Here is a 26,451-nt window from a genome sequence, read left to right as displayed (position 1 = left end):
GGGAGCGTTCTCAGTGAGTGAGCCAGAGGGGATCGCGCTGCAATACCGGCAGGCTGGCGCGCGGGCGATCAAGGCTGGGCAGTGCGGCCAGCAGGCCCTGTGTGTACGGATGGCAGGCCTGATCCAGCTCATCGGCCTTGAGCGACTCCACGACGCGTCCGGCATACATCACCAGCACGCGGTCACAGAAATGCCGCACCATGTTCAGGTCGTGACTGATGAAGATCAGCCCCAGATCCCGCTCACTGACCAGTTCTTCGAGCACATTCAAGACCTGGCGGCGTACCGACACGTCCAGCGCCGAGGTCGGTTCATCGGCGATGATGACCTGCGGATCGGTGATGACCATCATGGCGATCATGATCCGTTGCCCCATGCCGCCCGACACCTCGTGCGGGTACAGCTCGTAGACCCGCGCCGGTTCGCGAATGTGCACCTTGGCGAGCATGTCCAGCGTGCGTTCGCGGGCTTCCTTTCGCGATACCCGGTGGTGGGCCAGGTAGGCCTCGGCAATCTGCTCGCCGACCTTGATCACCGGATTGAGCGAATATTTGGGGTCCTGCATGATCATCGACATGCGTCGTCCGCGAATGCCCTGGATCTGTTTTTCACTGCATTCGAGCAGATTGACGTCACCGAAGCGCAGGGTTTTGGCCGTGATCCGCGCGCTGGCCGGGTGCAGGCGCAACAGGCTGCGCCCGACCGTGGACTTGCCCGAGCCGGACTCGCCGACGATTGCCAGCTTTTCCCGGCCCAGCGTGAACGACACGTCGCGAACCGCCGCCGTGGTCTTGCCGCTGTTGTGGAACTCGACCCGCAAATCTTCTACCGCAAGCTTTATCTGAGACATGGTTATCGTCCTTGTTATTGTCATTCGCTGCGTGGATCGAGTACGTCGCGCAGGCCGTCTCCGAGCAGGTTGAACGCCAGGCTGACCAGCATGATGGTCGCGCCGGGCGCTGCCACCAGCCACCAGCTTTCCAGCATGTAGCGGCGGCCGCTGGAGATCATTGCGCCCCATTCCGGTAGCGGCGCCTGGGCGCCCAGCCCGAGAAAACCCAGTGCTGCTGCGGTAAGGATGATGCTGGCCATGTTCATGGTCAGGCGGATGATCACCGAGGACAGACACATCGGAATGATGTGGCGGCCGATGACCCGTACCGACGAGGCGCCTTGCAGCTTCACCGCGACCACGAAATCGGCGTTGCGCAGCGACAGGGTTTCGGCCCGCGCAAGACGTGCGATGGGCGGCCAGGCGGTGAGGGCGATGGCAATCACTGCATGCTCAAGACCCGGCCCCAGTGCCGCGATGAAGGCCAGCGCCAGCACCAGGCTCGGGAACGAGATGAAAATATCAGTGATGCGCATGAACAGGCTGTCGACCCAGCCACCGAAGTAGCCCGACACTGTGCCGATCAGCAGGCCGATGGGGCCGACGATCACGGTCACCAGCATCACGATGTACAGCGTGATGCGCGAGCCGTACACCAGACGGCTGAACACATCACGGCCGTACTCGTCAGTGCCGAACCAGTTCTGCGCGCCAGGGCTGCGCAAGGCGGCGGACAGGTCCTGAGCGAGCGGATCGTGCGTCGCGATCCAGGGTGCGAACAGGGCGACGATCATCAGCGTGCTGATCACGATCAGTCCCGCCAGGGTCATCGGGTTGCGCAGCAGGAAACGCATCAGCTTTGCGCTGCTGGTGGCGAAGGCCGCAAGGCTTGAGGTCGGGGCCTGAAACGTCGATTTGGCGCTGCTTGTCATGGAAGTCGTCATCAGCGGGTTCTCGGGTCGAAGACTTTGTAGAGGGCGTCACTGATCTGGTTCAGGACCACGAAGATCAGGCCGATCAGCAACACGCAGGCCATTACTGCATTCATGTCGCCCAGCAACAGGCTACTGGTCAGGTACTGGCCAAAGCCGGGCCAGGCGAAGACGGTTTCAATCAGTACGGCACCTTCCAGCAGGCCACCGTAGGCGAGGGCGACGATGGTCAGAAGCTGCACACGAATGTTGCGGAACGCATGGCCCCAGACGATGCGTCGTTGCGACAGGCCTTTTACCCGGGCGGTGATGATGTATTCCTGCGACAGCTGTTCCAGCATGAAACTGCGGGTCATGCGGCTGATGTAGGCCACCGAGTTGAAGCTCAGGATTACCGCAGGCAGCAGGATATGACGCAGCGCACTGCGAAATGCCTCCCAGTCGCCGGACAGTGCGGTATCGATCAGCAACATGCCGGTGCGGGTTTCGATCAGGCCGTCGTAGGCCAGGCCGATGCGTCCGACGCCGCCCGCCCATCCCAGCCAGGCGTAGAACACCAGAAAGGCCATCATGCCGAGCCAGAAGATCGGTGTTGAGTAACCGAACAGGGTAATGACCCGCGCGACGTGATCACCGGCGCGGCCCTGATGCGTCGCGGCGTAAACACCCAGTGGCAGGCCGATCAGCACGCCGAACAGGATGGCCAGGGTGGCCAGTTCCAGCGTGGCCGGGAACACCCTGGCGATGTCTTCGATCACCGGGTGGCCGGTCAGCAGGGCCTTGCCCAGATCACCGTGCAACAGGTCCTTGAGGTACATGACGAACTGGGTGGTCAGTGGCTTGTCCAGGCCCAGCTCCTGATAGGCCTGGGCATAGGCGGCCGCGTCTGCATCCGGTCCGACGATGGCCAGTACCGGGTCCAGCGGCATGACCCGGCCGATGAAGAAAGTGAGCAACAGCAGGCCGAACAGGGTCGCCGCCACTGATCCGCTGCGACGGGTGCCATTGGCGACCCGACTGCTCCAAAATGAAATCGATGCACTCGACATGGTGTATTCCTGCCTTGGCTTGAGCGATTGAACGCGTGTGTTCAGCGTTGCTTGTAGACGTCACGCAGGCGCGTGGTGGCGGCGCTGTGCCCCAGGTATTCGCGCACGTCGGCGTGAATCACCACCTCGTCCGTCATCTGCGACACCGGCATGATCGGCCCGGCTTTCTGATCGTAGAGGGTCTGGATGCGCTGGTAATCCGCCAGTTGCTGCGCGGCATCGCGCTCGCGCTCGGCCTGCTCGATCAGTTGATTGATCTCGGCGTCATAGAACGAGGTACGCCAGCCCTGGAAGTTGCTGAGCCTGGCTTCCTCGCGGTTGTCCGGGTTGTAGATCAGTGCGCGCAGGCTTGAGTGAGGATGACGTTCGGCACCGCCGCCGCCACGGCCGACCAGGATGTCGAAGCGCCGATCACGCATCGCGCCGTAGATCTGATTGCCGGTGCCGGTAATGATGTTGGCGTGAATGCCGGCCTGAGCGAGGGTCGATTGCAGGCTGGTGGCGATGTTGATGAAGGGCGAATCGGTCAGCGAACGAATAGTGATCCTGAAGCCGCCCGGGTAACCGGCCTCGGCCAGCAGGCGTTTGGCTTTCGCGACATTCAGCGCATAGCCCGGATCGTCGAGGCGGGCAGCCAGACCCAGTTGCAGTGGGCGCTGGTTGATCACGCCGTAGTGCGGCATGACCACATTGTTGATGCCCTGATAGTCGATCAGCGAGCGAATGGCCTGACGCACGCGAATGTCCTTGAACAGGGGCTGCTCCATGCTCAGGGCGACGTAATAGATCGTGCCGCGCGGAATGGTCTGCACCGTGACCTCGTCCGAGCGGGTCAGCGCCTTGATGTCGGTGGCGGCCATGCCGCGTGCCACATCCAGATCACCACGCTCGACCATCAGACGCAGTGCCTGGGACTCAGTCATGTTGCGCATGATCACCCGCCGCATCTTGGCCGGACCGCGCCAGTACTGGTCGAAGCGGCTCATCAGGATCACGTCGTTGGCGCGCCAGATGTCCAGCTTGAAGGCGCCGGAACCGGCGGTATTTGTGGTCAGCCAGCCTGCGCCGAGATCATCACCCTTGGCGTGCTGCAGGGCAGTAACGCGGTCGATGATGAAGGCACTCGGCGAGGTCGCCAGCGTATTGAGCACCAGCATCGGGTCGGTGGCTTTGGGTAGGTCAAGGACGAAGGTCGATGGGCCTTCGGCGCGCATCAGCTCACCGACATTGCTGGCGGTGTAGCCGTAGGCTTTCCAGGTGGAAGCCAGCGCCTTGTTCAGCGTCACCACTCGTTGCAGCGACCAGGCGACATCCTGGGCGGTGAGCGGGTTGCCGGAATGAAAGGTGACGCCCGTACGCAGGTGAAAGGTCAGACGCATGCGGTCGGGACTGATTTCCCAGCGCTCGGCCAGGGCCGGGATCAACTGGTCCGGTCGGGCGGCGTCCTGCTCCAGCAGCATGTCGTAGACGTTGGAATTGACCTCGGCCACTTCCAGTCCGGTGGCGCCGGCAGGATCGAGTGACAGCAGGTTGATCATGCTCATGCCGACCACCAGTTGATCCACCGGTGTTTCGCCACGCGCCAGTGCGGGCGGGGATTGCATGAGTGTCGCCGTCATGGCGAAGCAAAGCAGCCAGGGCAGGCGCTTGGGCCAGAGCTTCATGGGTGCGGTCCTTTTTTATAGTTATTCAGACGCTTGTTTGTCGAAACACTTTTAGCGAGGGACGCCTCGAGCCCCCCCTCGTTACGCCGCTTTTCAGTAGCGCTGTACGGTATGGGTCTCGATGTAGCTGAAGTTGATGTCCTCACCCAGTCCGGGTTTCTCGCTAAGGTGTACGAAGCCGTCCTTGTCCATTGGGTCGACCAGCGTGTTGAGGTACGCCGGTACGTCATCGTAATCGAGAAACGGATGCAGCAGGCCGCGTTCGTACCAGCGACAGTTGCTGATCGCGCCGACCACGGCCAGGTTGGCGGCACCGTTGCCGTGCACTTCGCAATCCATGCCGAAGGATTCGGCCAGATGCGCGACTTTCAGGCATGGCCCGATGCCGCCGACACCGGCCACACCTGCACGCAGGATGTCGCAGGATTTATTGGCCACCCAGCTGGCGCGGCTGTGGTATTTGCCGGAAATACTTTCCGGGCCCAGGACTGGAATGTCCAGGTTGGCCGCCAGCCAGGCATAGGACTCGGCGGAATCTTCCATCATCGGTTCTTCGAACCAGGCAAAGTCGAGCTTCTGCAGTTCGCGTCCGATGTACAGCGCGTCGGTGCGGCTGTACCAGTGATAACCGTCGAGCATCAGGGCGATGTCCGGGCCGACTGCTTCGCGCACGGCGGCGCAGGCCTGAACGTCCATACGTGGATCAGGTGCGAAGGAGATCGGAGGCATCCAGGTGTGCAGCTTGATGCCTTTATAGCCACGCTGGACCAGCTTCTCGGCGAACTGGCCGTATTCGTCCGGGGTGGAAAGGCCGCCTGCGAGGTCGTCGCCGCACATGGTCGATCCGTACGCCAGCACTTTGTCGCGGTAACCGCCGAGCAGTTTGTGCACGGGCTGTTTCAGTACACGTCCCGCCAGATCCCACAGTGCCTGCTCCACCAGCGCCAGTGCGCGGTCGGTGAACTGGCTGGCGCTGCCGCGTTGCCAGTGCGCCAGTTCCTGCCAGATCTTTTCCCGGTTCATCGGGTTCTGGCCGACCAGTACCTTCTTGACGAACGACTCGATGATGTGGGGACGGATCAGCTCGGGAGCGCCGAAGGAAAAGCCTTCGCTGCCGTCGTCACAGGCAATACGCAGCATGGCCATTCTCACCGGTTTTTCTTCGCCTGGATGGGCGTGGCCTGCGCTGTCTACAGCGCGTCGCGAGGGGAAGGTAAAGACGTCGACACTGACCGAAGTGATGTTCATGAGGGCCTTCAGAGTTATTGTAGTTATTCGAAAATTTCTAGTATGTCGTCATACAACGTTGGGCCGAGTATTTGTGCTTTTGTAGGACGATGTCAAGAGTCGTATGACGACTTTATACGATATAAACGCCGGTTATAGAGCGTCATGTAGGTTGGGATGTGTATGAGGCTTGGCTTGCGAGGTGATATGACGGCTGTAAAGTCATCATACCTTTTGATCATTTATCAGTCTGTGGGAGGTGCCACCACGTCTTCGACGTAGCGCTGTCGCGCAGCAAACACCGGACCGTGGGAGGCGCCTTGCCGGCGATGAACGATAACGCGATTTTCCTGACCTGCCGCGTCGACTGCATCTCCGGCAAGCCGCCTCTTATCAAACAACCTGTAAGCCACTTAAGAAACGATATTTTGTGGGAGCGGACCGGGCGGCGTTCCGCTTGTCCGCGAAAAGGCCGGTACATCCGACGCATATGCAGTGGCTGAAATACTGCATTCGCGGACAAGTCCGCTCCCACTGAGTTTGCCGCGCGACAGCGCTACGTCGAAGACGTGGTGGCGCCTCCCACTAAGGGGAACACCAAGACGTTATAGGTCGTCGGAAAGCTCCAGTGCCCGCTCTTCCGCCTCAAGCTTCAAGGTGCGCAAGAACAGTCTGGCGACAGCGGGTTGATGGCTGATGCCGATGACCAACGTGTTTGGCAGTGCCCGTAGGACTGTTTCAAGCAACTGACAGGCGCTCGGTTCGTCCAGTTGATTGGTCGCTTCATCCAGATACAGCGTTTGCGGCGCACACAGCAGGGCGCGGGCGAGGCCGATGCGTTGCTGTTCGCCGCCTGACAGTTCCCGGCTCCACTCGCGCTCATGCGTCAGGCTGTCAGCCAGTTGCGCGAGGCCCACCTGGTGCAGCACTGACACAAGCACTTCGTCCGCCGGACACTCGGTGGCCGGGTACGCCAACAATTGCCGCAGCGGCAGGCTGGGCAGGTACGGTTGCTGCGGGATCAGCAGGCTGCTTCCGCCCGGCAATTGCCAACTGCCCTTGTAGTAAGGCCACAACCCTTGCAGCGTGCGCAGCAGGGTCGATTTGCCGATACCGCTGCGGCCCGCAATGCGCAACCACTGGCCGGGTCCGGCAATGAAGTTCAGTTTGCCCAGCAAATGACTGCCATCGGCGCGATGAATCTCCAGGTTTTCAACGCGCAGCACCGCACCCTGTTCAGGCTTGCTGACCTGCCCGCGTGTCGCTTCGATAGCCTGCTGAAATTGACCAAGCCGTTCGACAGTGGCGCTCCAGGCGGCCAGGCGCGGGTATACGTCAATGAACCAGCTCAGCGAACCCTGCACCAGCTGAAAAGCGTTGCGGATCTGCATCAGGCCGCCCAGCGTAATGGTCTTGGCGAGAAAGGCGGGGAGGGCGGCGAACACCGGAATGATCCGGCTGACCCGGTCGTAGCTGACCGTGAAGAACTGCAGTTTGCGCATGCGGTTCATCAGTTGCCACCAGTTGCCCGCGATGTGTTCGAAGCGTTCGCCCAGTTGCCGTTGCTCAACCGCTTCACCGCGATACAGTGCGATCTGTTCGGCATGGTCGCGCTTGCGCAGCAGGCTGGCACGAAAGTCCGCTTCATAGCGCTGCTGCTGGTAATTCAACGGCTGCAACGGGCGACCGATGAAGTGCGTGAAGGCGGTGCCGAGCAGGGTGTAGGCGACGGCAATCCACAGCAGGTAGCCATGAATCGTGATCGCCTGGCCCAGCACCTGGAAATTCAGGACGCCGGACAGGTTCCACAGCACCACGGAAAACGCGCCGACCTGCGCGACGTTGATGATCAGTGAAGCCAGCAGTTCCACACTGCGGTCGACCAACACGGCGATGTCTTCGGCGATGCGCTGATCCGGGTTGTCCGGCTCACCGGTCAGGCCCAGCCGGTAGTACGCCTGACCCTGCATCCAGTTTTCCAGCGTGCTGGCAGTCATCGCCCGCCGCCAGCGCAGAACCAGCGCTTTGCGCAGCCACTCCAGGTAAACCATGATCACCACGTAGGCGGCGATATAGATCACGTATTCGCCCATCAGCGCATACAGCGCCTCGGTATTGAACCCGCCCAGCGCGTCGAAAAAGGTCTTGCTCCAGGTGTTGATCAGCACGTTGACCTGCACCACCAGAAGACCCAGGCCGATGACGCTGGCCAGCAGCACCCAGGACAGCCACTGCCTGCGGTCCAGCCAGTACGGCGCGGCCAGTCGGTAGAAGGTTCTGAGGGTATTCATTGTCCTGCCGTCGCCTCTGGCGCAGGCAACAGGCGCAGTTGCACCTGATTTCGGCCATTGAACAACTCGCCGGCCAACCGTTTGAGCGCCGTGACGGTCAGCGCGTCGGGCAGTCGTGCCTGTTCGGTGAGGTAGCGCGGATCACCCCAGTGGCGCTCGCTGAGGATCAGGCGCCGCAGCTGCGTCTGCGGATCATCCTGACGCAAACGTTCCTGTTGTTTGAGACGACTGCGCGCTGTCGCCGCGTCTTTCTCGCTGACCGTGACTGGCAGTGACGACAGGGTCTTGTTTGCCAGTTGCCACAACTCTTCGACCCGCGCCGGATCGCTGCTGAAACTGAGACGACTTTCGATGCGCTGGCTTTGCTGATTCAGGGTGCTGTCGAAGGACAACCGGTAGACGCCCGAGGCCTCGCCCCGGAGTTGGCGTTTCAGGGCGGCGCTGGCGATTTCCTGAAGCGCCGAAATCCGGGCGGCATCCTCGGGTGTCCACGGATGGGGTTTGAAGGTGATGACTTGCAGCAAGGCCCGCGGCTCGATACCGATGGCCAACGACTGCTGATGCCGACCGTCGCGCTGTACCCGGACGTGGGGCTTCAAGGCTGCGCCGCGCTGAATGCTTGCCAGCTCGCGCTCGATCAGTGGCTGCAGCACCTGCGGCTCGACATCGGCCATCAGGTAATAGGTCACCGGCGCCCGACTCAAACGTTGCCAGTCATTGTTGAGCTGCGAGGCCGTTACCTGCGCAACGTCTTGCGCGGTCGGTGTGAGCCAGGTTTCCGGACCGTACTGCAGCTCGCGCAACGCTTCGTCCTGTCGTTCGCGTACGTTGACGGTCTTGCGCGAAAGCTCGTCGGCCAGTTCGTCCCGCGCCTGCTCGATGGCGCTGGCGTCGATGCGTACCGCTTGGCCGAGACGATAGGTTTGCAGCAAGGCCTGCAAACGCTGCGGGGCAGGGCGATCGCTTTTGGCTTCTACCGTCGTGACGTCGATTTGCAACCGGTCCGCCTGCTGGTTTAACGACAACGACGTGCCTGACTCGCCGCGCCAGCGACGTATCTGTTCCTCATTCCAGCCTTCCGGCGCGCTCTGCACGGCCAGTTGCACGGCCATCTGATTACGCCAGTAAGGCAGATCCGGTGTCATGAAGCCTGCGCTCGAGTCGGCCTGCATCACGAAGCGGCCCTTGTCGCCGTTGCGCTTGAGCCAGACCAGTTTGTCGCCGTTGCTCAGTTGCCAGTGCTCGACGTTCTGTTCGGCAAACAGTTTTCGTCCGATGACCTTGCCAGTGCTGACCGCAGCGGGGATGTCGGGCAGGTCCGAAACCGCGACCTCTGCGGCAACGTTCACAGGCTCAGGCGGAGCAAGCGTGCTGTTGCGGACCTGAGCCATGAGCGTCTGGACATCGCTCACGCCCGGTAACTCAAGCGGGGTCAGGCCGGGCGCCGTCATTTGCAGCACCTGATCCTGATTGTAGGTCCAGCGCACCAGGCGCGCATTGATGTCCTCAAGCGTCACCGTGTCCAGCACGGCCAGGTAGTGCGAGGCAATGTCGTGCTTGCTGGACAACACTTTGTTCTGGGTTGCCGCATCGTTCAGGCCGGTGACCCATTGTTCAAAGGTGCGCGGCCTGTTCTCGCTCAGCATCCGCCTGGCGATGTCACGTATGGCCTCGCGCTCCTTGTCCATGTCCGTCGCCTGAAGCCCGTGACGACGCAAACGTTCAATCTCGTTCAACAACTGCCGCAACGCCGTAGCGTGGTTCTGACTTTCGACACCAGCGGCAATACCCAGCACGCTTGAGTGATCGCCGATCAGGCTTTTCTGCACGGTCAGGCTGCGCACGCCCGGCTCACGCGGTTGACGGCGCAGTTGAGCCTGCAAGGCGTTCAGGGTCAGACGGTCGATCAGGCGTTCCCGAACACCGTCCAGCGTTGACGTTCGGCTGGCCGCCTCCTGTAGACGGAACAACAGGGTGACCTGATTGCTGCCGCTCTGACTGTCCTGCAAACGAACGATCTTCAGCGTCGGTCGAAGTGGCAACTCGCGATAGCCCTTGTCAGGGAGTGCCTTCGATTTTGCCTGACCGAACCAGTGCTCGATACGGGCGGGAAGGGTAGCGGGGTCGATGTCGCCGACCACGGTCAGCAACATGTTGTTGGGCACATACCAGCGCTGTTGGAAGTCCTTCAGATCGGAAATCCGGGCCGAGCGGATCGCCACTTCGTTGCCGATGGTGCGATGCGCGGGATAGCGTGAGCCGATGCGTTGCGACGCGGTGCGCTGGTCGTTCATGCGCTGCGCCACACCCAGTCCGCCGCGCCATTCCTCGATGACGATCGGCCGTTCGCGTTCGAGATTTTCGGCGGTGTAATCCTGCGCCAGCGTCAGGGTTGCCAGCGCTTGCAACGCCTGTTCGGTCTGCACCGTGCCGCCCGGCGGGCTCAGCAGGTACTGGGTGCGGTCGTAGCTGGTCATGGCGTTGTAACTGCGGCCCTGAATCCAGCCCCACTGGTTCATGAGGCTGCGGATATCCTGCGATTGCTGGCCACGGCTGTAGAAGTTCAAATGTTCGACCATGTGCGCGACGCCCACCTGGTCCTCTTCTTCATCCACTGAACCGGCCTTGACGGTCAGGCGCATGTCGATGCGTCCCGGCTGGCCGGTTTCGCGTACCAGACGGTATTCCAGGCCGTTGCTCAACTGGCCACGCGTGACCTGGTCATCCCAGACCTGAGCCTCTTGGCTGTCAAGCATGCGGGCGCAGCCGCCCAGCATCAGCAAGCCGATCAGGCTCATGATTATTTTGTTCATCAGGTATCCCGGTTGAAACGTTTTTAGAGGTGTGGGCGAAGAGCGTTCGGTCAGAAGCGGTAGCCGACTTCCAGCCAGTACTGACGACCTACCTCGTAGGTGGTGTTGCCGCCACGGCTGACGATGGAGTTCACCCGGTCGGCAACGTTGGTGACGTCCACCGCGACGAACACCGCCTCGTCCTTGCCGGTCGGCAGCTCCCAGTCGACGCGCATGTCCCAGGTAGGGGCCGCACTGACGCTTTCGGTTTCGAAGACCGAGACGCTTCTGCCATCGATGATCACGTCGTCGTTGGTGTTGACGATCTGGTCGTAGGGGCCGCGGTAACGGAAGAAGTTGCTCCAGGTCAGGTGCAGTTGCGGGATTTCGGTGATGGTGGTCATGCGCGCTGTCCACGGCCGGTTGAAGTTGCCGGTCGGCAGGTCGCTGTACTTGATCAGGCTGCCGTCGTAGAGCACGTCATCGTTGAGCAGCAGTTCGGAGTTGATGGCGTCGTCGTAGTTGCCGTAGGCGTCGCGGGTGCGCGACCAGTCGAAGGCCATCTGCACGCTGGTGCGGGTGCCCTGAAGTTTCAGTTCCTGCAACGGCGTGATGCTCAGGGTAACGTTGTCGCTCTCGCTGGAGCCTTCGTTGGTGTAGGTGTAGTACTCGGTCGCGTAACCGGGCTCGCTCGGCAACCCCTGCACGCGGCCCAGCGAGCGGTTGATCTTGTCCTTGCCCTTGCGGTTGACGTATTTCAGGCGAAAGTCGGTGTCCAGCCAGCGCTGGTCCAGGCCCAGGGTCAGTTCGTCGTCGTAGGGAATGTCCAGCGTCGAGAATCTGGTCAGGCTGCTCTGGCGCGTGCCGCTCCAGGCGCCGGTCTGGCTGGTGCGTGTATAGCTGGTCAGCAGCGAGTTGCGGCCATCGGCAAGGCGGTACTTGAACAGGTTGCGACCGTAATAGCGGTTGGCACCGAACACCACCACCGTGCTGCGATCACCGAACACGTCGTAGTCACCGGAAAACCGTGGGGCGATGGTTTTCTTTTCCATGTAGTCATCGCCTTCGAAACGCAGGCCGGGGCGCAGGGTCAACTGGCCCAGTTGAATCTTGTCCTGCATGAAGAAGGCGTACTTGTTTTCGGTTTCCTCGAGTTTGCCGGCGGCGTATTCGGTTCTGCGGTTGGCGTATTGACGGCGGTTGCCGTTGAGCAGCGGGCTGACCGAGCACAGTTCATCTGCGCCACAGGTGGTGCCGTTGTCGCGGGTGAAACCGGTGGCGGCGACGACGGTGTCGGGGCGCTCCCAAGTGGCGGTCTGGTGCGACAGTTCCATGCCTGTGGTGAAGGTGTGTTCGGTGCCTGCCACTTCCCCAGGCAGCCAGTCAGCCTTGGTGGTGTAGGTGACGCCGCGCTGGGTCTGATCCAGGGAGCCGAATGCGCCGTCGGCACTGCGTGCGGTAGTGCTGCTCGGGTTGCCCCAGTTCTTGGCCTGCGAGTAGTACCAGTTGGTGTAACTGTCGGACTCGGCATCCCGTGAACTGGTGAGGTTGGTCAGCGCCAGTTTGTGGGTCCAGGTGGCGTTGTCGGACAGCCAGGTGGCTTTGAGCGAGCCCTGATAACCGCCGCCTTCGGTGGTGAAACCGGAGTTGATGCGGTTGGCCTGGAAGTAATAGCTCTCTTGCGGCGCATAGGTCAGCGAGGTGTCGAGGGTCAGCCGGTCGTTGACGTTCCAGTAGGTCTTGACCAGATAGTTGTCGATGCGCCGGGTCTGATCCTTGCGGTTGTCGGCGTTGGGGCTGCTGTAGCCGTTTTCGAAGGCATTGAGGGCGATGGTCGAGCGCTTCTGCGAGAAGTTGAGAATCGCGCCGAAATCCTCAGTCAGGTGACCTTCCAGCGTGCCGCGCACGGTGGTCTTGTCGAAATCCGGCTGATATTGCTCGTCGGACGCGTTGTCGAAGTTTTCCTGATCATCCTTGCTGATGTGGTATTTGGTCCATGCAGAACGGGTCATGGACGCCGAGAGCTTGCCGTGCAGCTCCCGCGTCGGCTTGCGGGTCACGGCATCGACCACGCCGCCATTGAAGCCGCCGTACTCCGCCGGAACGTTGCTGTCGTAGACGCGTACTTCCTGCAACAGATCGGCGTCCAGCGCGATGCCATGGGAGCGACTGGGCGCGGAGTCGAACTGGCGCACCGAGTTGTAGTCGTGCTCGCCGGGGTCCAGGTCGTTGTTGATCGAGATGCCGTCGATCATGAAGTTGTTCTGGTAATACTTGGCGCCGTTGATGCTGATGTCGGCGGGGTCGATCTCGCCCGGCGAATTTGAGCTTTGCTGGTTGCTGTCGAACTGCACGCTGGGGTGCATGCGCAGCAGGGTGGTGATATCGCCGTTGGCACCGGGAAACGCCTGAATCGCCTTGCGACCGATGACCGTTTCGCCCTGAAAGCTGTTCTCTTCAGGCTGACCGAGCACCACGGTGCTCTGCAATTCCATGGGCTTGTCGAACGCCATGCCGCTGCTCGGACGAAAGACCAGACTGCCTTGTTCGTAGCGCCATTCCACGCCACTGCCGGACAGCAGTTTTTTCAGCGCCTGCTCACTGCTCATCTGACCTTTGACCGCTTGCGAGTAGCGGTTGGCCAACAAGCCGGGATCCACCGACACCTGCAAGCCGCTCTGCTGACCAAAGCTGATCAGCGCTGCGTCGAGTTTCTGCACCGAGATATCGAAGCTGTGCAGGGTTTGCAGGATCGGCTCACGTTCGTTCAGCGTGGTACTGGCCATGACGCTCTGGCTGTTGATGGCCCAGCAAAGGCTCAGGGCGCTCAACTGTGCAGCATGGTTCAAATGCCTGCGGATCGCCGTGGTCAGGTTTTGCGACGGCTGAATGTTCGGTGTCATCCCGTGTCCCTATACGAGCCTTGGCCCGCAAACTTTGAATGAGAATTGATCTCAATGTGTGTGCGAGTCAAAGGACGGGACAGCCGCAGGGATTTTCAGAAAAAACGTTAAATAATTTTCATCCGGCACGGCGCAAAAGGGCCACAGTCAAACTTGCGTTTCTTGCAGGCCTTATGGCACGTGGCCTGTACGCGAAAAGGCGTGGTCAGGGCGATGCAAGTCATTCGCACCCTGCAACGTCTTTTTCACATCTTCTTCACCGCTTCCGCACGAAGCCGACCCTATCTTGGCCGCAGCTGAAATCACGCAGATGTCCAGTACAGGAGCGGCCACGTGGCGCGCAGTTCAACCAGCAGAGACGGGGCCATGACCAGACCCTGGTTCTTCAGATCGGCTACCGGGAAACCGTTGCTGACCAATCGACAGATCGCCCTGATACTCGCCGTGGTGGCTACCGCTGCCATTGGTGTCTGGGGTGTCAGCGTCTTCAAGGCAGCCCACGTCGTCAACCTGGCCACCAACGGCATGTTGAAGAAGTCGGGCCTCTACGCGCACTGGAAGCAGGGCGATGTGGTGGTCATGATTCGGCATGCGGAACGTTGTGATCGCTCCACCAATCCCTGCATGGCGGACGCGCAGGGCATTACGCTCAAGGGCAGTGAGGCGGCACTGGCGGTAGGCGCGGGTCTCAAGCGTCTCGGGTTCGTGGATGCCCGGATGATCACCAGCCCCAGAATGCGTACCCAACAGACCGCCGACCTGATCTCCGGGCACGCCGTGGCCAACGAAGCGTGGCCCAACGACTGCAACGGTAACTTCAAGAACGCTGTGCAGGCGCACAAGGTCAAGGGTGAAAACATGATTCTGATCACCCACAGCGGCTGCATCGATCAGTTCGAGCGCAAGCTGGGGGTGCCGTTCAATGAGCGTTCGAGCGCCTACGCCGAAGCGGTGTTCGTTCAGGTGGACGGCACGCACACCCCGAAAATCCTTGGATCCCTGAATGCCAGGCAATGGGCAGATATCGACAGCGAGCAACTGAATTGAAGACACCGTCCAGCGCCCGTTACACCTTCTACCGCAACAATCTGGTGTTCCCTTTACTGTTCGGTCTGGTGGTGTTCGCCGTCTTCGACCTGACCCGACTCGACATCCTGATCAGCAACCTGCTTTTCGATCCGGTTGCAGGCCATTTCCCGATTGGCGAAAGCCATCTGTTCGAAAAGATCACCCACAACTGGGCCCGGATCATTCCGAACTGGACGGGTGAGTTTGCGATCATTGGCGCCTTGCTGTCGTTTGTCTGGCCCGCACTGCAATATCGTCCGAATGCCCGTCTGACGCGCTGGGTCGGTCGCAGCCGAGGCGCAACCGTATTGCAGTTTTTCAGTCGGCACCGGCTGGATTTTTTCTTCGTGGTCGTCGCGTTCGCCTTGAGCACCGGGATGATCCATTTCCTCAAGAGTCACACCAGCATCTATTGCCCGGTTGAAACCACGCTGTACGGCGGCGTGCAGGCTCAGGTGGAATGGTTCCGCAATTTCAATCTGTGGCATGAAGCGGGGGCAGGGCGTTGCTGGCCGGGTGGCCATGCATCGAGCGGGTTCAGCCTGTTGGCCCTTTACTTTGTTGCCCGTCGCTATCGCTGGCAGCATTCGAACCGCCTGCTGATCGGGATCCTGCTGCTGGGCATGATTTACGGCACCACCCGGGTGCTGCAGGGCTGGCACTTCATGTCGCACACGTTCTGGGCCGGGCTCGTGGTGTGGCTGAGCACGCTGCTGGTCGCGCTGTGTTTCTATGGTCGCTCGCGATTGCAGCAACCCTTGTCGGATGCGCCTGATCGCCGGCCTGTCATGGCCGGCTCCGGTTTGGTCAGGTAAAGACAGGAACGCTGCCATGAACATTCTGGTCATCGAGGATCACCGTGACATTCACGACAACCTGCTGGAGTTTTTCGAGCTGAGAGGGCACGCGGTCGAGGGCGCGCTGGACGGTCTGAGCGGGCTGCATCTGGCTGCGTCGAAACGTTTCGACGCGATCATTCTCGACATCATGCTGCCCGGCATCGACGGCAACCAGATCTGCCGCAGCCTGCGTCAGTACTCACAGTCAGAGGTCGCCATTGTCATGCTCAGCGCCCGCGACGAGCTGGAAGACCGCCTGATCGGCTTCAAGGTCGGCGCCGACGACTACATCACCAAACCCTTCGCCATGTCCGAGGTGCTGGCCCGTGTCGAGGCGGTCGTCGGACGTCGGCAGCGTAAGGACAACCGGCAGATGGTGGTGGCGGATCTGGTGTTCGATCTCGATACGCTGGAAGTCTCGCGACGTGGCCTGCCTCTGAAGCTCAACCCGACCAACATGAAGCTGCTGGAATTGTTGATGCGCAAGAGTCCGCACATCGTCAAGCGGGCCGAGCTGGAGGAGGTGCTGTGGGGCCGCGATGCGCCTAAAAGCGACAGCCTGCGCAGCAACATCCACACGCTCAGACGTGTACTGGACAAGGATTTCGACACACCGCTGCTGCACACCGCCCACGGGCTGGGTTACAAATTGTGCGAGCAAAGGGTGCTCGGCGATCTGCCCGACAAGCGCCCGTTCAGTCGAAGCTGAACAGGCGCTGGATCAGCGTAGGTGTACTGCCGGTCCAGCGTTTGAACGCACGGCGAAAATTCGCCGGGTCGTTGAAGTTCAGGTATTCAGCCACGGCCTCGTTGCTCATGCCCTTGATCTGATAAAGGTACAGCGCGACATGCTTGCGCGCCAGGTCGTGCCGGGCCTGAAAGCAGGTGCCGTGCTTGTGCAGCTTGCGCTTGAGGGTTGCCGGGCTCATGGCAAAGGTCTGCGCCACCTGTTCCAGACTGGTTGCGTCGCGCACCGTGTCCGTCAGGTGTTGGTGCAGCCGGTCCAGCAGGCTGGCGCACATGCCCAGCGCGGCGAGCTGTGTCGCGGCTTCCCGCTGGGCGACCTGCGCCGCGATGGGAGAGGCTCCAGGCCATGGCCGCGTCAGAAAATGCCGGGGCAGGCGCATCATGTCCAGCGGCCGTTCGAACGCGGTGTTTTCGCCCAGATGCACCCAGTACTGCTCCACATAACGCGGCTCCGGATAACTGAAGCTGCATTCCCACGGCAGGCGCTCGCCGCTCAATTGCTGACTCATGGCGACCATCGACGTCATGGCTGCTTCCAGCAGAAACACCTGCTGTTCACCCGCGCCGCAGTTGTCCAGCCAGTACAGGTAGGCGAACTGCTCGTCCAGCTCCAGCCGAGGCGTCAGCAGCGGGCTGAGCAGGGCGCGCTGATGAATCACGATCTCCAGCGCCTGATGCAGGTTCTGGGCGTGGCGCAGAGCGTGGCTGGCGGCGCCGTAATGGCCGGGAAACAGCCGCTGGCCGAACAGGAAGCTGGTGTCGTCCGCCTCCATCTGCCGCTGTGCGTTGCCGATCAGCACAAAGCACTGTTGCGGGCTCAAGCGCGTGTTACCCGCCAGGATATCTTCGTAGAAAAGTCCGGTGCCCCTTAGCAGCCGATGACTGTCCAGCCCGCGCGACAGTGCCAGATCGATCAGCGTGGCGGGCTGATAATGACCAGGGATGAAGCGGCTGTCGGCTTCGTACCAATCACTCTTGATGGTCACGGCGGGCCTCAGGCAGTGCGCGACAGCGGACGTCTGGCACGGGCCAGCGACAGGTTGAGGCGCCGCAGCAGGTTGTCCGGTGTTTCGTTGATGGCCATGACCACCGCGACGCTGGCCGACAGATGAATCCGCTCGCCCTGTTGGCGCGTCTTGTGCGCCAGACTGGCGACCGCCTGTTGCAGCTCCAGGGCCAGCAGTTTGGCCTGGCTCTCGCCAGTGTTGGGCAGCAGCACCACAAACCGGTCGCCTGCCAGGCGACAGAGCAGGTCCTGACGCCGCAGATTCAGCACCAGCAGATGGCTGAGCGCCGAGAGCACTTCGTCGCCTTCGGCATGACCATAAGCATTGTTGATGGCGCTGAAGCTGTCGATGTCCACGGCCATCAGCGACAAGGGCTGCTGTTCGGTCACGCTCTGCTCAAGGCTCAATACCAGTTGGCGTTTCAGGTAATCCGCGCTGCCCAATGGCGTGAGTTTGTCGTACAGCCGGTGTTCACGAAACCCGCGCTCACGTTTTTCCATCTGCGCGCTGATCGCCAGTTGCTCGCGATGCCAGTGATAAATACCGATGGTCAACAGGATCAGGCCCACCGGCATCGGACCCGATTCCAGCCAGTGATCCCATTCGATCTCGCTGGGCAGGCGGATGAACTCGTCCAGTGCGTCGATCCACCACGAGAAAAACACGCAACTCAGGCCGATCGACAGGTAGTTCGTGACCCGTCCTGCCGGGCGGCTCTTGAACACCAGAAACAGCCAGACCAGCGACAACAGCGCCGAACCGCCTTCGCCGATGATGTCCAGCCACTTCCATTCGCTGAAAGACTTGATATCGCCGAAGGCCAGGAAAGCCAGCAGGCCGAGATTGGAGGCAATCAGCAGGACAGCGAGTTTCCAGCGGTGGGGTTGGATAATCCTGAACATGGCCAATGGCGCTCCTGAGGTACTGGTAGTCGGCCAGCAGAACAGATGCGCATGACACTTGCGTGACGCGCGACAGGCGCCGGACAAGGTCGAATCAGCTCACGTCCGTTTCCATCTTTTGTCGCGAAATCTGTACACCGTTAGCTCGAAACGCCGTTGTTTCAAGGCCTGCAGGCCTCGTCACGCGCCTCGCGAATGGCGCGCCGAGCGGTGACCGGGCCTCGCAGGGAAGTCATATCAGCTCATTTCCTGATGAATCCCCCCTCCAAAATGGCCTTTCACGCGGCACCGCGCCAAACCTGTCACAGAACCGTCATTGCACGACTCTAGCTTGCGCCTCCAGTTGCCGGGCCAATTTGCCTGGCCCGTCGGGAATTCTGGGGAGGACTCACATGTACGTGCGCCGCAGCAGGGCTCAACTGGTTGGCTTTACCTTCAGCGGGCTGGCACTGGCCATTGCCGGTGAACGGTTGCAGGCTGCCGAAGCGGACGCCACCGAGCACGTACAGGTGGTGGGTCAGGCGGCAAGTATCGACAACGCGCTCAAGGAACAGCGCAGTTCCGACAGCATCAAGAGCGTGGTGCATGCCGACGGCGTGGCGCAGTTGCCTGATCAGAACGTCGCCGAAGCGGTGCAGCGCCTGCCGGGCATCAGTGTCGAGCGCGATCAGGGCGAAGGACGTTTCGTGACCGTGCGCGGTCTGGCACCGGACCTCAACAGCGTGACCATCAACGGCACACTGGTGCCGGCACCGGAAAGCGGCCGTCGCGCCGTGGCGCTGGACGTGCTGCCCGCTGAACTGGTGCAGTCGCTGTCGGTGATCAAGACCCTGACACCTGACATGGACGCCAACTCGCTGGGCGGCACGGTGGATGTCGAAAGCCTGTCGGCTTTCGATCACAAGGGGCTGTTCTATACCGGTAGCAGTGAAGCCAGTTACGACAAGAACACCCGCCAGACCAGCCCGAAGTTTTCCGGCGCAGCGAGCAACCGTTTCAGCCTGGGTGACGGCATCGACAACTTTGGCGTGGCGGCTGCGCTGAGCTGGCAGAAGCGCGATTTCGGCTCCGACAACGTCGAGACCGGCGGTGCGTGGGACGGTGCGCGTTTGCAGGAATTCGAGCAGCGCGATTACGACATCAGCCGCGAGCGTGCCGGTGGCGGCCTGAACTTCGATTACAAGCCCGACGACGTCAGCAAGTATTACCTGCGCACGCTGTACAGCCGCTTCAAGGACGATGAGGTGCGCACCACCAATGGTTTCGAATTCTCCGATGCCCAGGCCGCAGGCCAGACCGGCGACGCCGAAGGCACGCGCAAACTCAAGGCGCGTACCGAAACCCAGGAAATCAAATCCTACGTGTTCGGCGGCGAACGCATGCTCGGGCTGTGGACGCTCAGCGGTCAGGCCGGTTACAGCGAGTCCAGTGAAGACAGCCCAGGCCACATTGCCGGAGCGACCTTTACCGGCAACGACGATTTTTCGGACAGCGGTTTCTATGACCGCGACAAGCCACGGCCCATCGTCAGCCCGGCGTTCTACGACAACTCCAACTTCACCCTGGACAAGGTCGATTGGGAAAAACAGTACACCAGGGACACGGAAAAGAACCTGCGTCTGGACCTGGCCCGCGACTACGACTTCAGCGGCTACGCCTCGCAATTCAAGTTCGGTGGCAAAGTCAGTCGACGCGACAAGACCAATGACCTGGAAGTCTGGAAATATCAGGACTTCGACGATCAGGGCATCAGTGACAATCAACTGAACCTGACGCAATTTCAGAAGGGCAACATCGACTACCGGCTGGGCAACTTCGGCAGCGGCATCAGTCCCGGCGCAGTCAAGGGGCTGATCGGCGGCCTGGATGCAGCGACTGCTTTCGACCCGGCTGAATCCCGCGCCAACGACTTCGACATCAGCGAAGACATCAACGCCGGGTACTTCATGAACACGCTGGATGTCGACAAGTGGCGGTTCATCGCCGGGCTGCGCTACGAAGGCACCGAGATGAACGCCAAAGGCACTGGCGTGCGCGACGGGCAGTTCGAAACCAGCGACACCGAGCGCCGTTATCACCACTGGTTGCCCGGCCTGCATGCCCGTTATCAGGTGGACAAGAACACCCAGGTGCGAGCGGCCTGGACCAAGACCGTGGTGCGCCCGACCTTCGGGCAACTGGCGCCGGGTTTCGTGATCGATGACGACGAGGCGTCGTTTGGCAATCCTCAGCTCAAGCCGCTGGAGTCCAGCAACCTGGACCTGGGTATCGAGCACTTCATGGGTCGGGCCGGAACGGTGTCGGCGTTCGTGTTCTACAAGGACATTCAGAACTTCGTCTACAACACGGACCTTGCCGGTACCGGCCAGTGGGCGAACTTCTCCGAAGCCAACACCTTCGCCAACGGCGACAAGGCCAAGCTGTACGGGCTGGAGTTGGCGTACTCGCAGAAACTCGACTGGTTGCCTGCACCCTGGAACGGTTTGCTGCTCGGCGCAAACGCGACCCTGAGCCGTTCCGATGCGAGCATCAACGGTTTCGACCAGAGCACCGGCACCAATCGCAAGCGCGATATCGACCTGCCGAGCCAGTCGAAAACCGTTGGTAACGTGATGCTCGGCTGGGAGAACGACAAGCTCAGTCTGCGTCTGTCGGCCAACTACAAATCGGCCTATCTCTACGAACTGGCCGCGATTGGCGACAAGGATCACGACCAGTACGTCGATGCGCAGACCTTCGTCGACTTCAGCGCCCGCTATTCGCTGACCAAGAACCTCAAGGTCAGCTTCGAGGCGCAGAACCTCACCGATCAGCCGTACTTCGTCTACAGCGGCCACCGCGCTTACAACGGCCAGTACGAAGAGTACGGCCCGACGTACAAGGTCGGCCTGACCTTTACCCACTTCTGATCCATTCGGTCGCGCCGTTGCGGCGGCGTAGCCATGCGGGCTCATTCAAGGATTCGACCGTTGATGATGATTTCGGTGTTACCCAAAACCCTTTGCCTGACGTTGCTCTCGGGCCTGATGGCCGCCGTTGCGCAGGCCTCGCCACCGCTGGACCTGAACCTGACGCGCTGGGCCGAAAACGAACCCTTCAAGGCGCAGTCGCTGACCTTTCTGCCCGGCAGCGATGGTACGCAGCGTCTGGCGGCGAGTGTAAAAAGCGGTCTGCTGATGCTCGACGCGCAGGGAAAGCAACTGGCGCAATTGCCCGGTTCCTTCCAGGGTCTGGACAGCCGCGCCTCGGGCTCGCAAGTGCTGGTGGCGACGCTGGACAATGCTCGGCAGCAGGCCATGCTCACACGGCTCGATGCTGGCAGGCACAGTTGGTCGAAGCCTGTGTATGTGCCGGTCCGCGACTATTCGGTCGCCGGTCTGTGCCTGTACCGCGACGAGGCCAGCAACCTGTTTGTGTTTCTGGTCGGCGAGGAGGGCAAGGGCGAACAGTGGCTGGTCGGGTCGGGCGATCAGCTCAGTGATACGCCGCGTCTGGTGCGCAATCTGCCGCTGCCGCCCAATGCCGAGTTCTGTCAGGTCGACGACGCTGCGCATCAGTTGTACGTCAATGAGCAGAATATCGGTTGGTGGGCCTATCCGGCGCATCCTGAGGCCCACGTCGGGCGCCAGCCTGTGGCGTTGCGTGAGCCGTTCGGCGATGTGAAACAGGCCGCAGGCGCGATGGCGATTGTGCCTGGCGGCCTGCTGGCGCTGGACCCCAAGGGCAAGGCGCTGCACCTCTATCAACAGCAGGCGCAGGGCTGGACGTCGGCGGGTGATCTGTCGCTGATGAACCTGAAAAAGCCCGAAGGGCTGTCGGTGAATCAGGGCAAGGAAGGCCTGCAGATGCTGGTCAATGACAACGACGGCGAGCGCTTGTATCAGGGCGCTCTGGGCTGGACGCCGACACCGGTTCCCGTCGAGGCAGCCTTGCCGAGCGTGTTGCCATTGGCGCAGACCCAGCCCGTGGCCCGCCAAGGCGATGCCGCCGATGACCCGGCGATCTGGGTGCACCCACAGAAACCGGCGCTGAGCCGTGTGCTGGGCACCAACAAGAAACAGGGCCTGCTGGTGTATGACCTCCACGGCAAACAGCTGCAATCACTGCCGGTGGGCCGCTTGAACAACGTCGATGTGCGCCCTGGCTTCATGCTCGGCAAGCGCAAGGTCGATCTGGCAGTGGCCAGCAACCGTGATCGCAACAGCCTGAGCCTCTTCAGCATCGACCGTGCGAGCGGCGAACTGCGTGAAGCGGGCGAGATTCCGACCCCGCTGGCGGAAATCTATGGCGTTTGCCTGTTCAAGCCCGCCAGCGGCGAGCTGTACGCCTTCGCCAACGGCAAGGACGGCAGCTTTCTGCAGTACCGCCTGAGTGCGCCGAACGGCAAGGCGCAGGGCGAGCTGGTGCGTCGTTTCAAGGTCGAGACCCAGCCTGAAGGTTGCGTGGCGGATGACCAGCGTCAGCGCCTGTTTCTCGGTGAGGAAGACGTCGGCGTCTGGGAAGTGGATGCCCGCGCCGATCAGCCGGCAACCCTGTCCAGCGTAATCAAGGTGGGTGATGTGCTGCACGCCGATGTCGAGGGGCTGGCGTTCTACCAGAGCGAACAGCATGACTATCTGGTGATATCCAGCCAAGGCAATGACAGCTACGTGGTGGTCGATGCCGAGCCGCCGTATGCGCTGCGCGGCGCGTTTAGGGTGGGGATCAATGCCCAGGCCGGGATCGACGGCAGTTCCGAAACCGACGGCATCGAAGTGACGTCGACCAATCTGGGCGGTGCCTGGAGCCGCGGCATGCTGGTGGTGCAGGACGGTCGCAAGCGCATGCCCGAGCAGGCGCAGAACTTCAAATTCGTCCCTTGGGCCGATGTGGTGAAAACCCTGTCGCTGCCGTAAGTCGTTTGTCATCGAACGGTGATAGACAGTCGATTCATCCCGCGTGCCGACCGCAACCGGACGGCACTGCAAGACGAGGAAAGACCGATGCACGCAACCCTGGAACACATGACCCTGTGGAGTCTGATCAGCGACGCCAGCCTGCTGGTCAAGGCGGTGATGCTGACCCTGCTGCTGGCTTCATTGCTCAGCTGGTACCTGATCGTTCAGCGCAGCCTTGCGTTGCGCCACTACGAACGCACGCTGGACCATTTTCAAGCGCGTTTCCGCAGCGAAACCGACCTGGCGCCGCTGTATGCCGAGCAGGATCAGGACGATGGCGTCGGGCAGGTGTTTCGCGCCGGTTACGCTGAATACGTGCAGCTCAAACAACGCCCCGGAGCCGAGCCGGAAGCGGTGTTGTCCGGTGTCGAGCGTTCGTTGCAGGTGGCAATCAGTGAGCAGGAATTGCAACTGGAAAAAGGCCTGCAATTTCTCGCCACGGTCGGGTCGGTCAGCCCTTACATCGGCCTGTTCGGCACGGTCTGGGGGATTATGAATGCCTTCATCGGCCTGTCGCAGGTGCAGCAAGCCACGCTGTCCACCGTCGCGCCCGGCATCGCTGAAGCCCTGATCGCGACCGCAATCGGCCTGTTCGCGGCGATTCCTGCCGTCATCGCCTACAACCGCTTTGCCGCGCGTGGCCATACGCTGGCAGCCCGTTACTACAGCTTCGGCAACGAATTGCAGGTGCGCCTGAACCGCATTCTGCAGGCCACGCCACGCACCATGGCCGCTGCGGCCTGAGGACTTGCCATGCTGGTCAAACCGCAACGCAAACACGGCCCGAAAGCCGAAATGAACGTGGTGCCCTATATCGACGTGATGCTGGTGCTGCTGGTGATCTTCATGGTCACGGCGCCGATGCTCACCCAGGGCGTAAAGATCGAGCTGCCCAAGGTCGCGAGCGAGGCACTGGCCAGCGATACCAAGCAGCGCATCGTGACCTTGTCGGTCAAGGCGGAAGGTGGCTACTACTGGAATCTGGGCGACACCGTCGACACCCATGCGCAGACCGACACCGCCGCCAGCCTTGAAGACATGCAGGGACGTGTCGCGCAACTGGTGGCCGAGCGTCCGGACACCCAGGTATTCATTCGCGCCGATGACAAGGCCGATTACGGGCGTGTGGTCGCTGCCATGGCGGCCTTGCAACACAGCGGCGTCACGCAGTTGGGACTGGTGACCGAGGCGCCGCAATGACTGCCATGGCCCTCCCTTACACGCAGGCGCGCCCCGAGGCCCTGAACCGGCCACGGCTGCGCAGCCACGGACTGGCTGCTGCATTTGCAGTAGCCTTGCATGTTGTCGTGCTGGCCGCACTGATGCAGGGCTGGGTCGCCGAGCAAAAACTGCCTGAGCCGGTGAGAACCCTGACCACTCAGTTACTGATTCTGCCGCCTGCACCTGCGCCTGTCGCGCCATCACCGGAGCCGGTTATCGAGCCTGTTCAGGCGGCGGCGCCTGCTCCCGAGCCTGCGCCGGTCGCGAAGCCAGTCGAAGCTTCTGCGCCGCAGCCGGACACTCAGCGTCAGGCGCGGCAGATCGAACAGGCAGCCTTGGCGCGCAAGCGGGTCGAGGAGCAGAAACGCGAAGTTGATCAGCGCCGCAGCGAAGAGCAGAAGAGGGCGCTGGACCAGCAGAAACAGGCCGAACAGCAAAGGCTGCAGGACCAGCAGCGCCTCGCCGAGCAGCAACGCCTGCAAGCCGAACAGGCCCGGCAGTCCGCTGACCGCGCCCGCCAGTCACAACAGGCGGCTGCTGCCGACAACAGTCAGTATCAGCCCCTGAGCAAGGAAGCCCCGGACTACCCCGAGCGTGCGCTGGACAAAGGCATCGAAGGCGACTGCACCGTGGTCTACGACGTCTCGCCCCAGGGCCGCGTCGTCAACCCGCAAGTGCAGGGCACCTGCCATCCACTGTTCATGCGCCCGTCAGTCGCAGCTGCCGAAACGTTTCGCTATCAGCCACGCATCGTCGACGGCAAACCGGTGACGGTGTCCGGGGTGAAAAACACGTTTCATTATCGGATCAAGTAAGAGAAAGGCAGGAATGCGGCGATACCGTTGACACCGCGTCATCGTTCATCGCCGGTAAGCCGCTTCTTATCAAACAACACATAATTCACTGAAGAAACGCGATTTTTGTAGGAGCGCGCTTGCCCGCGATCTGCCGGGAACCGGCAGCAAAACCTGCATATGCGGTATGTCAGATGAGATCTGGGGCCGCTGCGCAGCCCATCGCTGCCGTCGGAACCTCCGAGAGCTCCTACGCCCTTCGGGCAGAATCAGGTACGCGTACTGTTCAGTAAACACAGAGTGTTTGATAAGAAAGGGCTTGCCCGCGATGAGGACCACGCGCTGGGTCTGGACAATCGCATCCGCAGCGACGCAGCGCAGGTTGCAGATCATTTGTCAGCTTGAGCCCAGAGTGTTTCGCCTGTTCACGAAACACTCTGGACTGACTCTGGATCAACTCACCTTGAAGCGCCTTACCAGCGCAATCAACCGGGTATTGGACTCGGCCAGTGCCGCAGTGCTGCGTTCGTTGCTGGAGCCGCCTTCCACCAGTTCTTCGACGATGTGTTTCACCGCGATGATGTTGCGGCTGATCTCTTCGGACACCGCGCTCTGCTCTTCGGCAGCCGTGGCGATCTGGGTGCTGAGGTCGTTGATGCGCAGGACCGAACTGGTCATGTCGTCGAGCCCGGCGGTCACGGCCGTGGTCTTGCCCGCAGTGGCCTGACAACTCTGACGGGTTTTTTCCATGGCCGCGACGGCAGCGCTGACGCCTTGCTGCAGGCTGTTGAGCATCTCGTTGATTTCCGAGGTGCTGGCCTGCGTACGGGCGGCGAGGGCGCGGACTTCGTCGGCAACAACTGCGAAGCCACGACCCTGTTCACCGGCGCGTGCGGCCTCGATGGCGGCGTTGAGCGCCAGCAGGTTGGTCTGCCCGGCGATTTCACCGATCACTGCCAGCACGGCGTTGATCCGCTTGGCGTCCTGCTCCATCGACTGTACTTTGCTGGTGGCCGAATCCACTTCGCTGATCAGCGCGTTCACGCTGTCCGATGCGTCGGATACCACGGTCTTGGAGACCTGCGCATTCTCGTTGGCCGATTGCGTGAAGCTGGCGGTCTGGGCAGCACTGCGCGCCACTTCATCGGCCGTGGAGGACATCTCGGTGATTGCCGTCACCGCCTGATCAGTCTCGTTGGCATGGCGGACCAGAATCGCGTTGGTCGTGCCGGCCTGACTGCGCAGT

At 61.5% G+C, this 26,451-nt stretch carries 18 protein-coding genes and 1 pseudogene; 8 read left to right on the top strand and 11 right to left on the bottom strand.

Annotation, left to right across the window (positions count from 1 at the left end):
- Nucleotides 1-10 precede the first annotated feature (10 nt).
- The 8 genes from AC0IXS_RS02835 to AC0IXS_RS02800 all read right to left on the bottom strand — a co-directional run bounded on the left by AC0IXS_RS02835 (nucleotide 11) and on the right by AC0IXS_RS02800 (nucleotide 13,690).
- Nucleotides 11-850, bottom strand: a complete 840-nt coding sequence (locus tag AC0IXS_RS02835) for an ABC transporter ATP-binding protein (RefSeq protein WP_122669279.1) — start codon at nucleotides 848-850, stop codon at nucleotides 11-13.
- Between the two features lie 20 nt (nucleotides 851-870).
- Nucleotides 871-1,776, bottom strand: coding sequence for an ABC transporter permease (locus tag AC0IXS_RS02830; RefSeq protein ID WP_004881923.1), 906 nt, complete (start codon nucleotides 1,774-1,776; stop codon nucleotides 871-873).
- Nucleotides 1,776-2,813 (bottom strand): ABC transporter permease, encoded by a 1,038-nt coding sequence (locus AC0IXS_RS02825; RefSeq protein WP_471823712.1) that lies wholly within the window; start codon nucleotides 2,811-2,813, stop codon nucleotides 1,776-1,778. The genes AC0IXS_RS02830 and AC0IXS_RS02825 overlap by 1 nt, the downstream gene beginning before the upstream one ends.
- 41 nt (nucleotides 2,814-2,854) lie before the next feature.
- Entirely contained in the window at nucleotides 2,855-4,477 is a 1,623-nt protein-coding gene (locus tag AC0IXS_RS02820; protein WP_471823710.1) for an ABC transporter substrate-binding protein, read from the bottom strand.
- A gap of 93 nt (nucleotides 4,478-4,570) precedes the next feature.
- Nucleotides 4,571-5,725, bottom strand: a complete 1,155-nt coding sequence (locus AC0IXS_RS02815; protein WP_471823708.1) for a mandelate racemase family protein — start codon at nucleotides 5,723-5,725, stop codon at nucleotides 4,571-4,573.
- A gap of 584 nt (nucleotides 5,726-6,309) precedes the next feature.
- Nucleotides 6,310-7,995 (bottom strand): ABC transporter ATP-binding protein/permease, encoded by a 1,686-nt coding sequence (locus AC0IXS_RS02810; RefSeq protein ID WP_471823706.1) that lies wholly within the window; start codon nucleotides 7,993-7,995, stop codon nucleotides 6,310-6,312.
- On the bottom strand, nucleotides 7,992-10,808 hold the full coding sequence (locus tag AC0IXS_RS02805) for a M16 family metallopeptidase (RefSeq protein WP_122669281.1): 2,817 nt from the start codon (nucleotides 10,806-10,808) through the stop codon (nucleotides 7,992-7,994). Before AC0IXS_RS02805 ends, AC0IXS_RS02810 begins: the two co-directional genes overlap by 4 nt.
- Nucleotides 10,809-10,858: 50 nt before the next feature.
- Complete coding sequence (locus AC0IXS_RS02800; RefSeq protein ID WP_471823703.1) at nucleotides 10,859-13,690, bottom strand: TonB-dependent receptor plug domain-containing protein; 2,832 nt, start codon at nucleotides 13,688-13,690, stop codon at nucleotides 10,859-10,861.
- 366 nt (nucleotides 13,691-14,056) lie between these two features.
- On the opposite strand from AC0IXS_RS02800, the gene pmrG reads away from it, so the two are divergent.
- From pmrG to AC0IXS_RS02785, 3 genes are read left to right on the top strand one after another with little or no spacing between them, the layout of a single operon-like run.
- Nucleotides 14,057-14,737, top strand: a complete 681-nt coding sequence (gene pmrG / locus AC0IXS_RS02795; protein ID WP_235806313.1) for a lipopolysaccharide core heptose(II)-phosphate phosphatase PmrG — start codon at nucleotides 14,057-14,059, stop codon at nucleotides 14,735-14,737.
- Nucleotides 14,704-15,573, top strand: coding sequence for a phosphatase PAP2 family protein (locus AC0IXS_RS02790; RefSeq protein ID WP_081021884.1), 870 nt, complete (start codon nucleotides 14,704-14,706; stop codon nucleotides 15,571-15,573). Before pmrG ends, AC0IXS_RS02790 begins: the two co-directional genes overlap by 34 nt.
- 16 nt (nucleotides 15,574-15,589) lie before the next feature.
- Nucleotides 15,590-16,306 carry a response regulator transcription factor gene (locus tag AC0IXS_RS02785; RefSeq protein WP_025993523.1) on the top strand — a complete coding sequence of 239 codons (717 nt, stop codon included), beginning with the start codon at nucleotides 15,590-15,592 and terminating at the stop codon, nucleotides 16,304-16,306.
- On the opposite strand, the gene AC0IXS_RS02780 is transcribed toward AC0IXS_RS02785, so the two are convergent.
- Entirely contained in the window at nucleotides 16,293-17,330 is a 1,038-nt protein-coding gene (locus AC0IXS_RS02780) for an AraC family transcriptional regulator ligand-binding domain-containing protein (RefSeq protein WP_191957723.1), read from the bottom strand. The two genes, AC0IXS_RS02785 and AC0IXS_RS02780, sit on opposite strands and share 14 nt — an antisense overlap.
- An 8-nt stretch (nucleotides 17,331-17,338) precedes the next feature.
- Nucleotides 17,339-18,253, bottom strand: coding sequence for a GGDEF domain-containing protein (locus tag AC0IXS_RS02775; RefSeq protein ID WP_191957722.1), 915 nt, complete (start codon nucleotides 18,251-18,253; stop codon nucleotides 17,339-17,341).
- Nucleotides 18,254-18,645: 392 nt separating this feature from the next.
- Here AC0IXS_RS02775 and AC0IXS_RS02770 point away from each other — a divergent pair, with 392 nt between their 5' ends.
- From AC0IXS_RS02770 to AC0IXS_RS02750, 5 genes are all read left to right on the top strand, one after another.
- Nucleotides 18,646-21,162: a TonB-dependent receptor gene (locus AC0IXS_RS02770; RefSeq protein ID WP_471823699.1), complete on the top strand. Its 2,517-nt coding sequence runs from the start codon at nucleotides 18,646-18,648 to the stop codon at nucleotides 21,160-21,162.
- A gap of 63 nt (nucleotides 21,163-21,225) precedes the next feature.
- On the top strand, nucleotides 21,226-23,148 hold the full coding sequence (locus AC0IXS_RS02765) for a phytase (protein WP_471823697.1): 1,923 nt from the start codon (nucleotides 21,226-21,228) through the stop codon (nucleotides 23,146-23,148).
- An 87-nt stretch (nucleotides 23,149-23,235) separates the two neighbouring features.
- Nucleotides 23,236-23,934, top strand: coding sequence for a protein TolQ (tolQ, locus tag AC0IXS_RS02760; protein ID WP_029243478.1), 699 nt, complete (start codon nucleotides 23,236-23,238; stop codon nucleotides 23,932-23,934).
- 9 nt (nucleotides 23,935-23,943) lie between these two features.
- On the top strand, nucleotides 23,944-24,390 hold the full coding sequence (gene tolR, locus AC0IXS_RS02755) for a protein TolR (protein WP_004881938.1): 447 nt from the start codon (nucleotides 23,944-23,946) through the stop codon (nucleotides 24,388-24,390).
- Nucleotides 24,387-25,226: an energy transducer TonB gene (locus AC0IXS_RS02750; protein ID WP_122669284.1), complete on the top strand. Its 840-nt coding sequence runs from the start codon at nucleotides 24,387-24,389 to the stop codon at nucleotides 25,224-25,226. The genes tolR and AC0IXS_RS02750 overlap by 4 nt, the downstream gene beginning before the upstream one ends.
- A 432-nt stretch (nucleotides 25,227-25,658) precedes the next feature.
- Here AC0IXS_RS02750 and AC0IXS_RS02745 read toward each other — a convergent pair.
- Nucleotides 25,659-26,204: pseudogene (locus tag AC0IXS_RS02745) on the bottom strand (methyl-accepting chemotaxis protein); the annotation flags it as partial.
- Nucleotides 26,205-26,451 lie beyond the last annotated feature (247 nt).

The sequence above is a fragment of the Pseudomonas sp. AC016 genome (assembly GCF_979253365.1).
The sequence above is the reverse complement of the archived record's forward strand: the minus strand, read 5'-3'. Positions and strand labels throughout refer to the sequence as shown.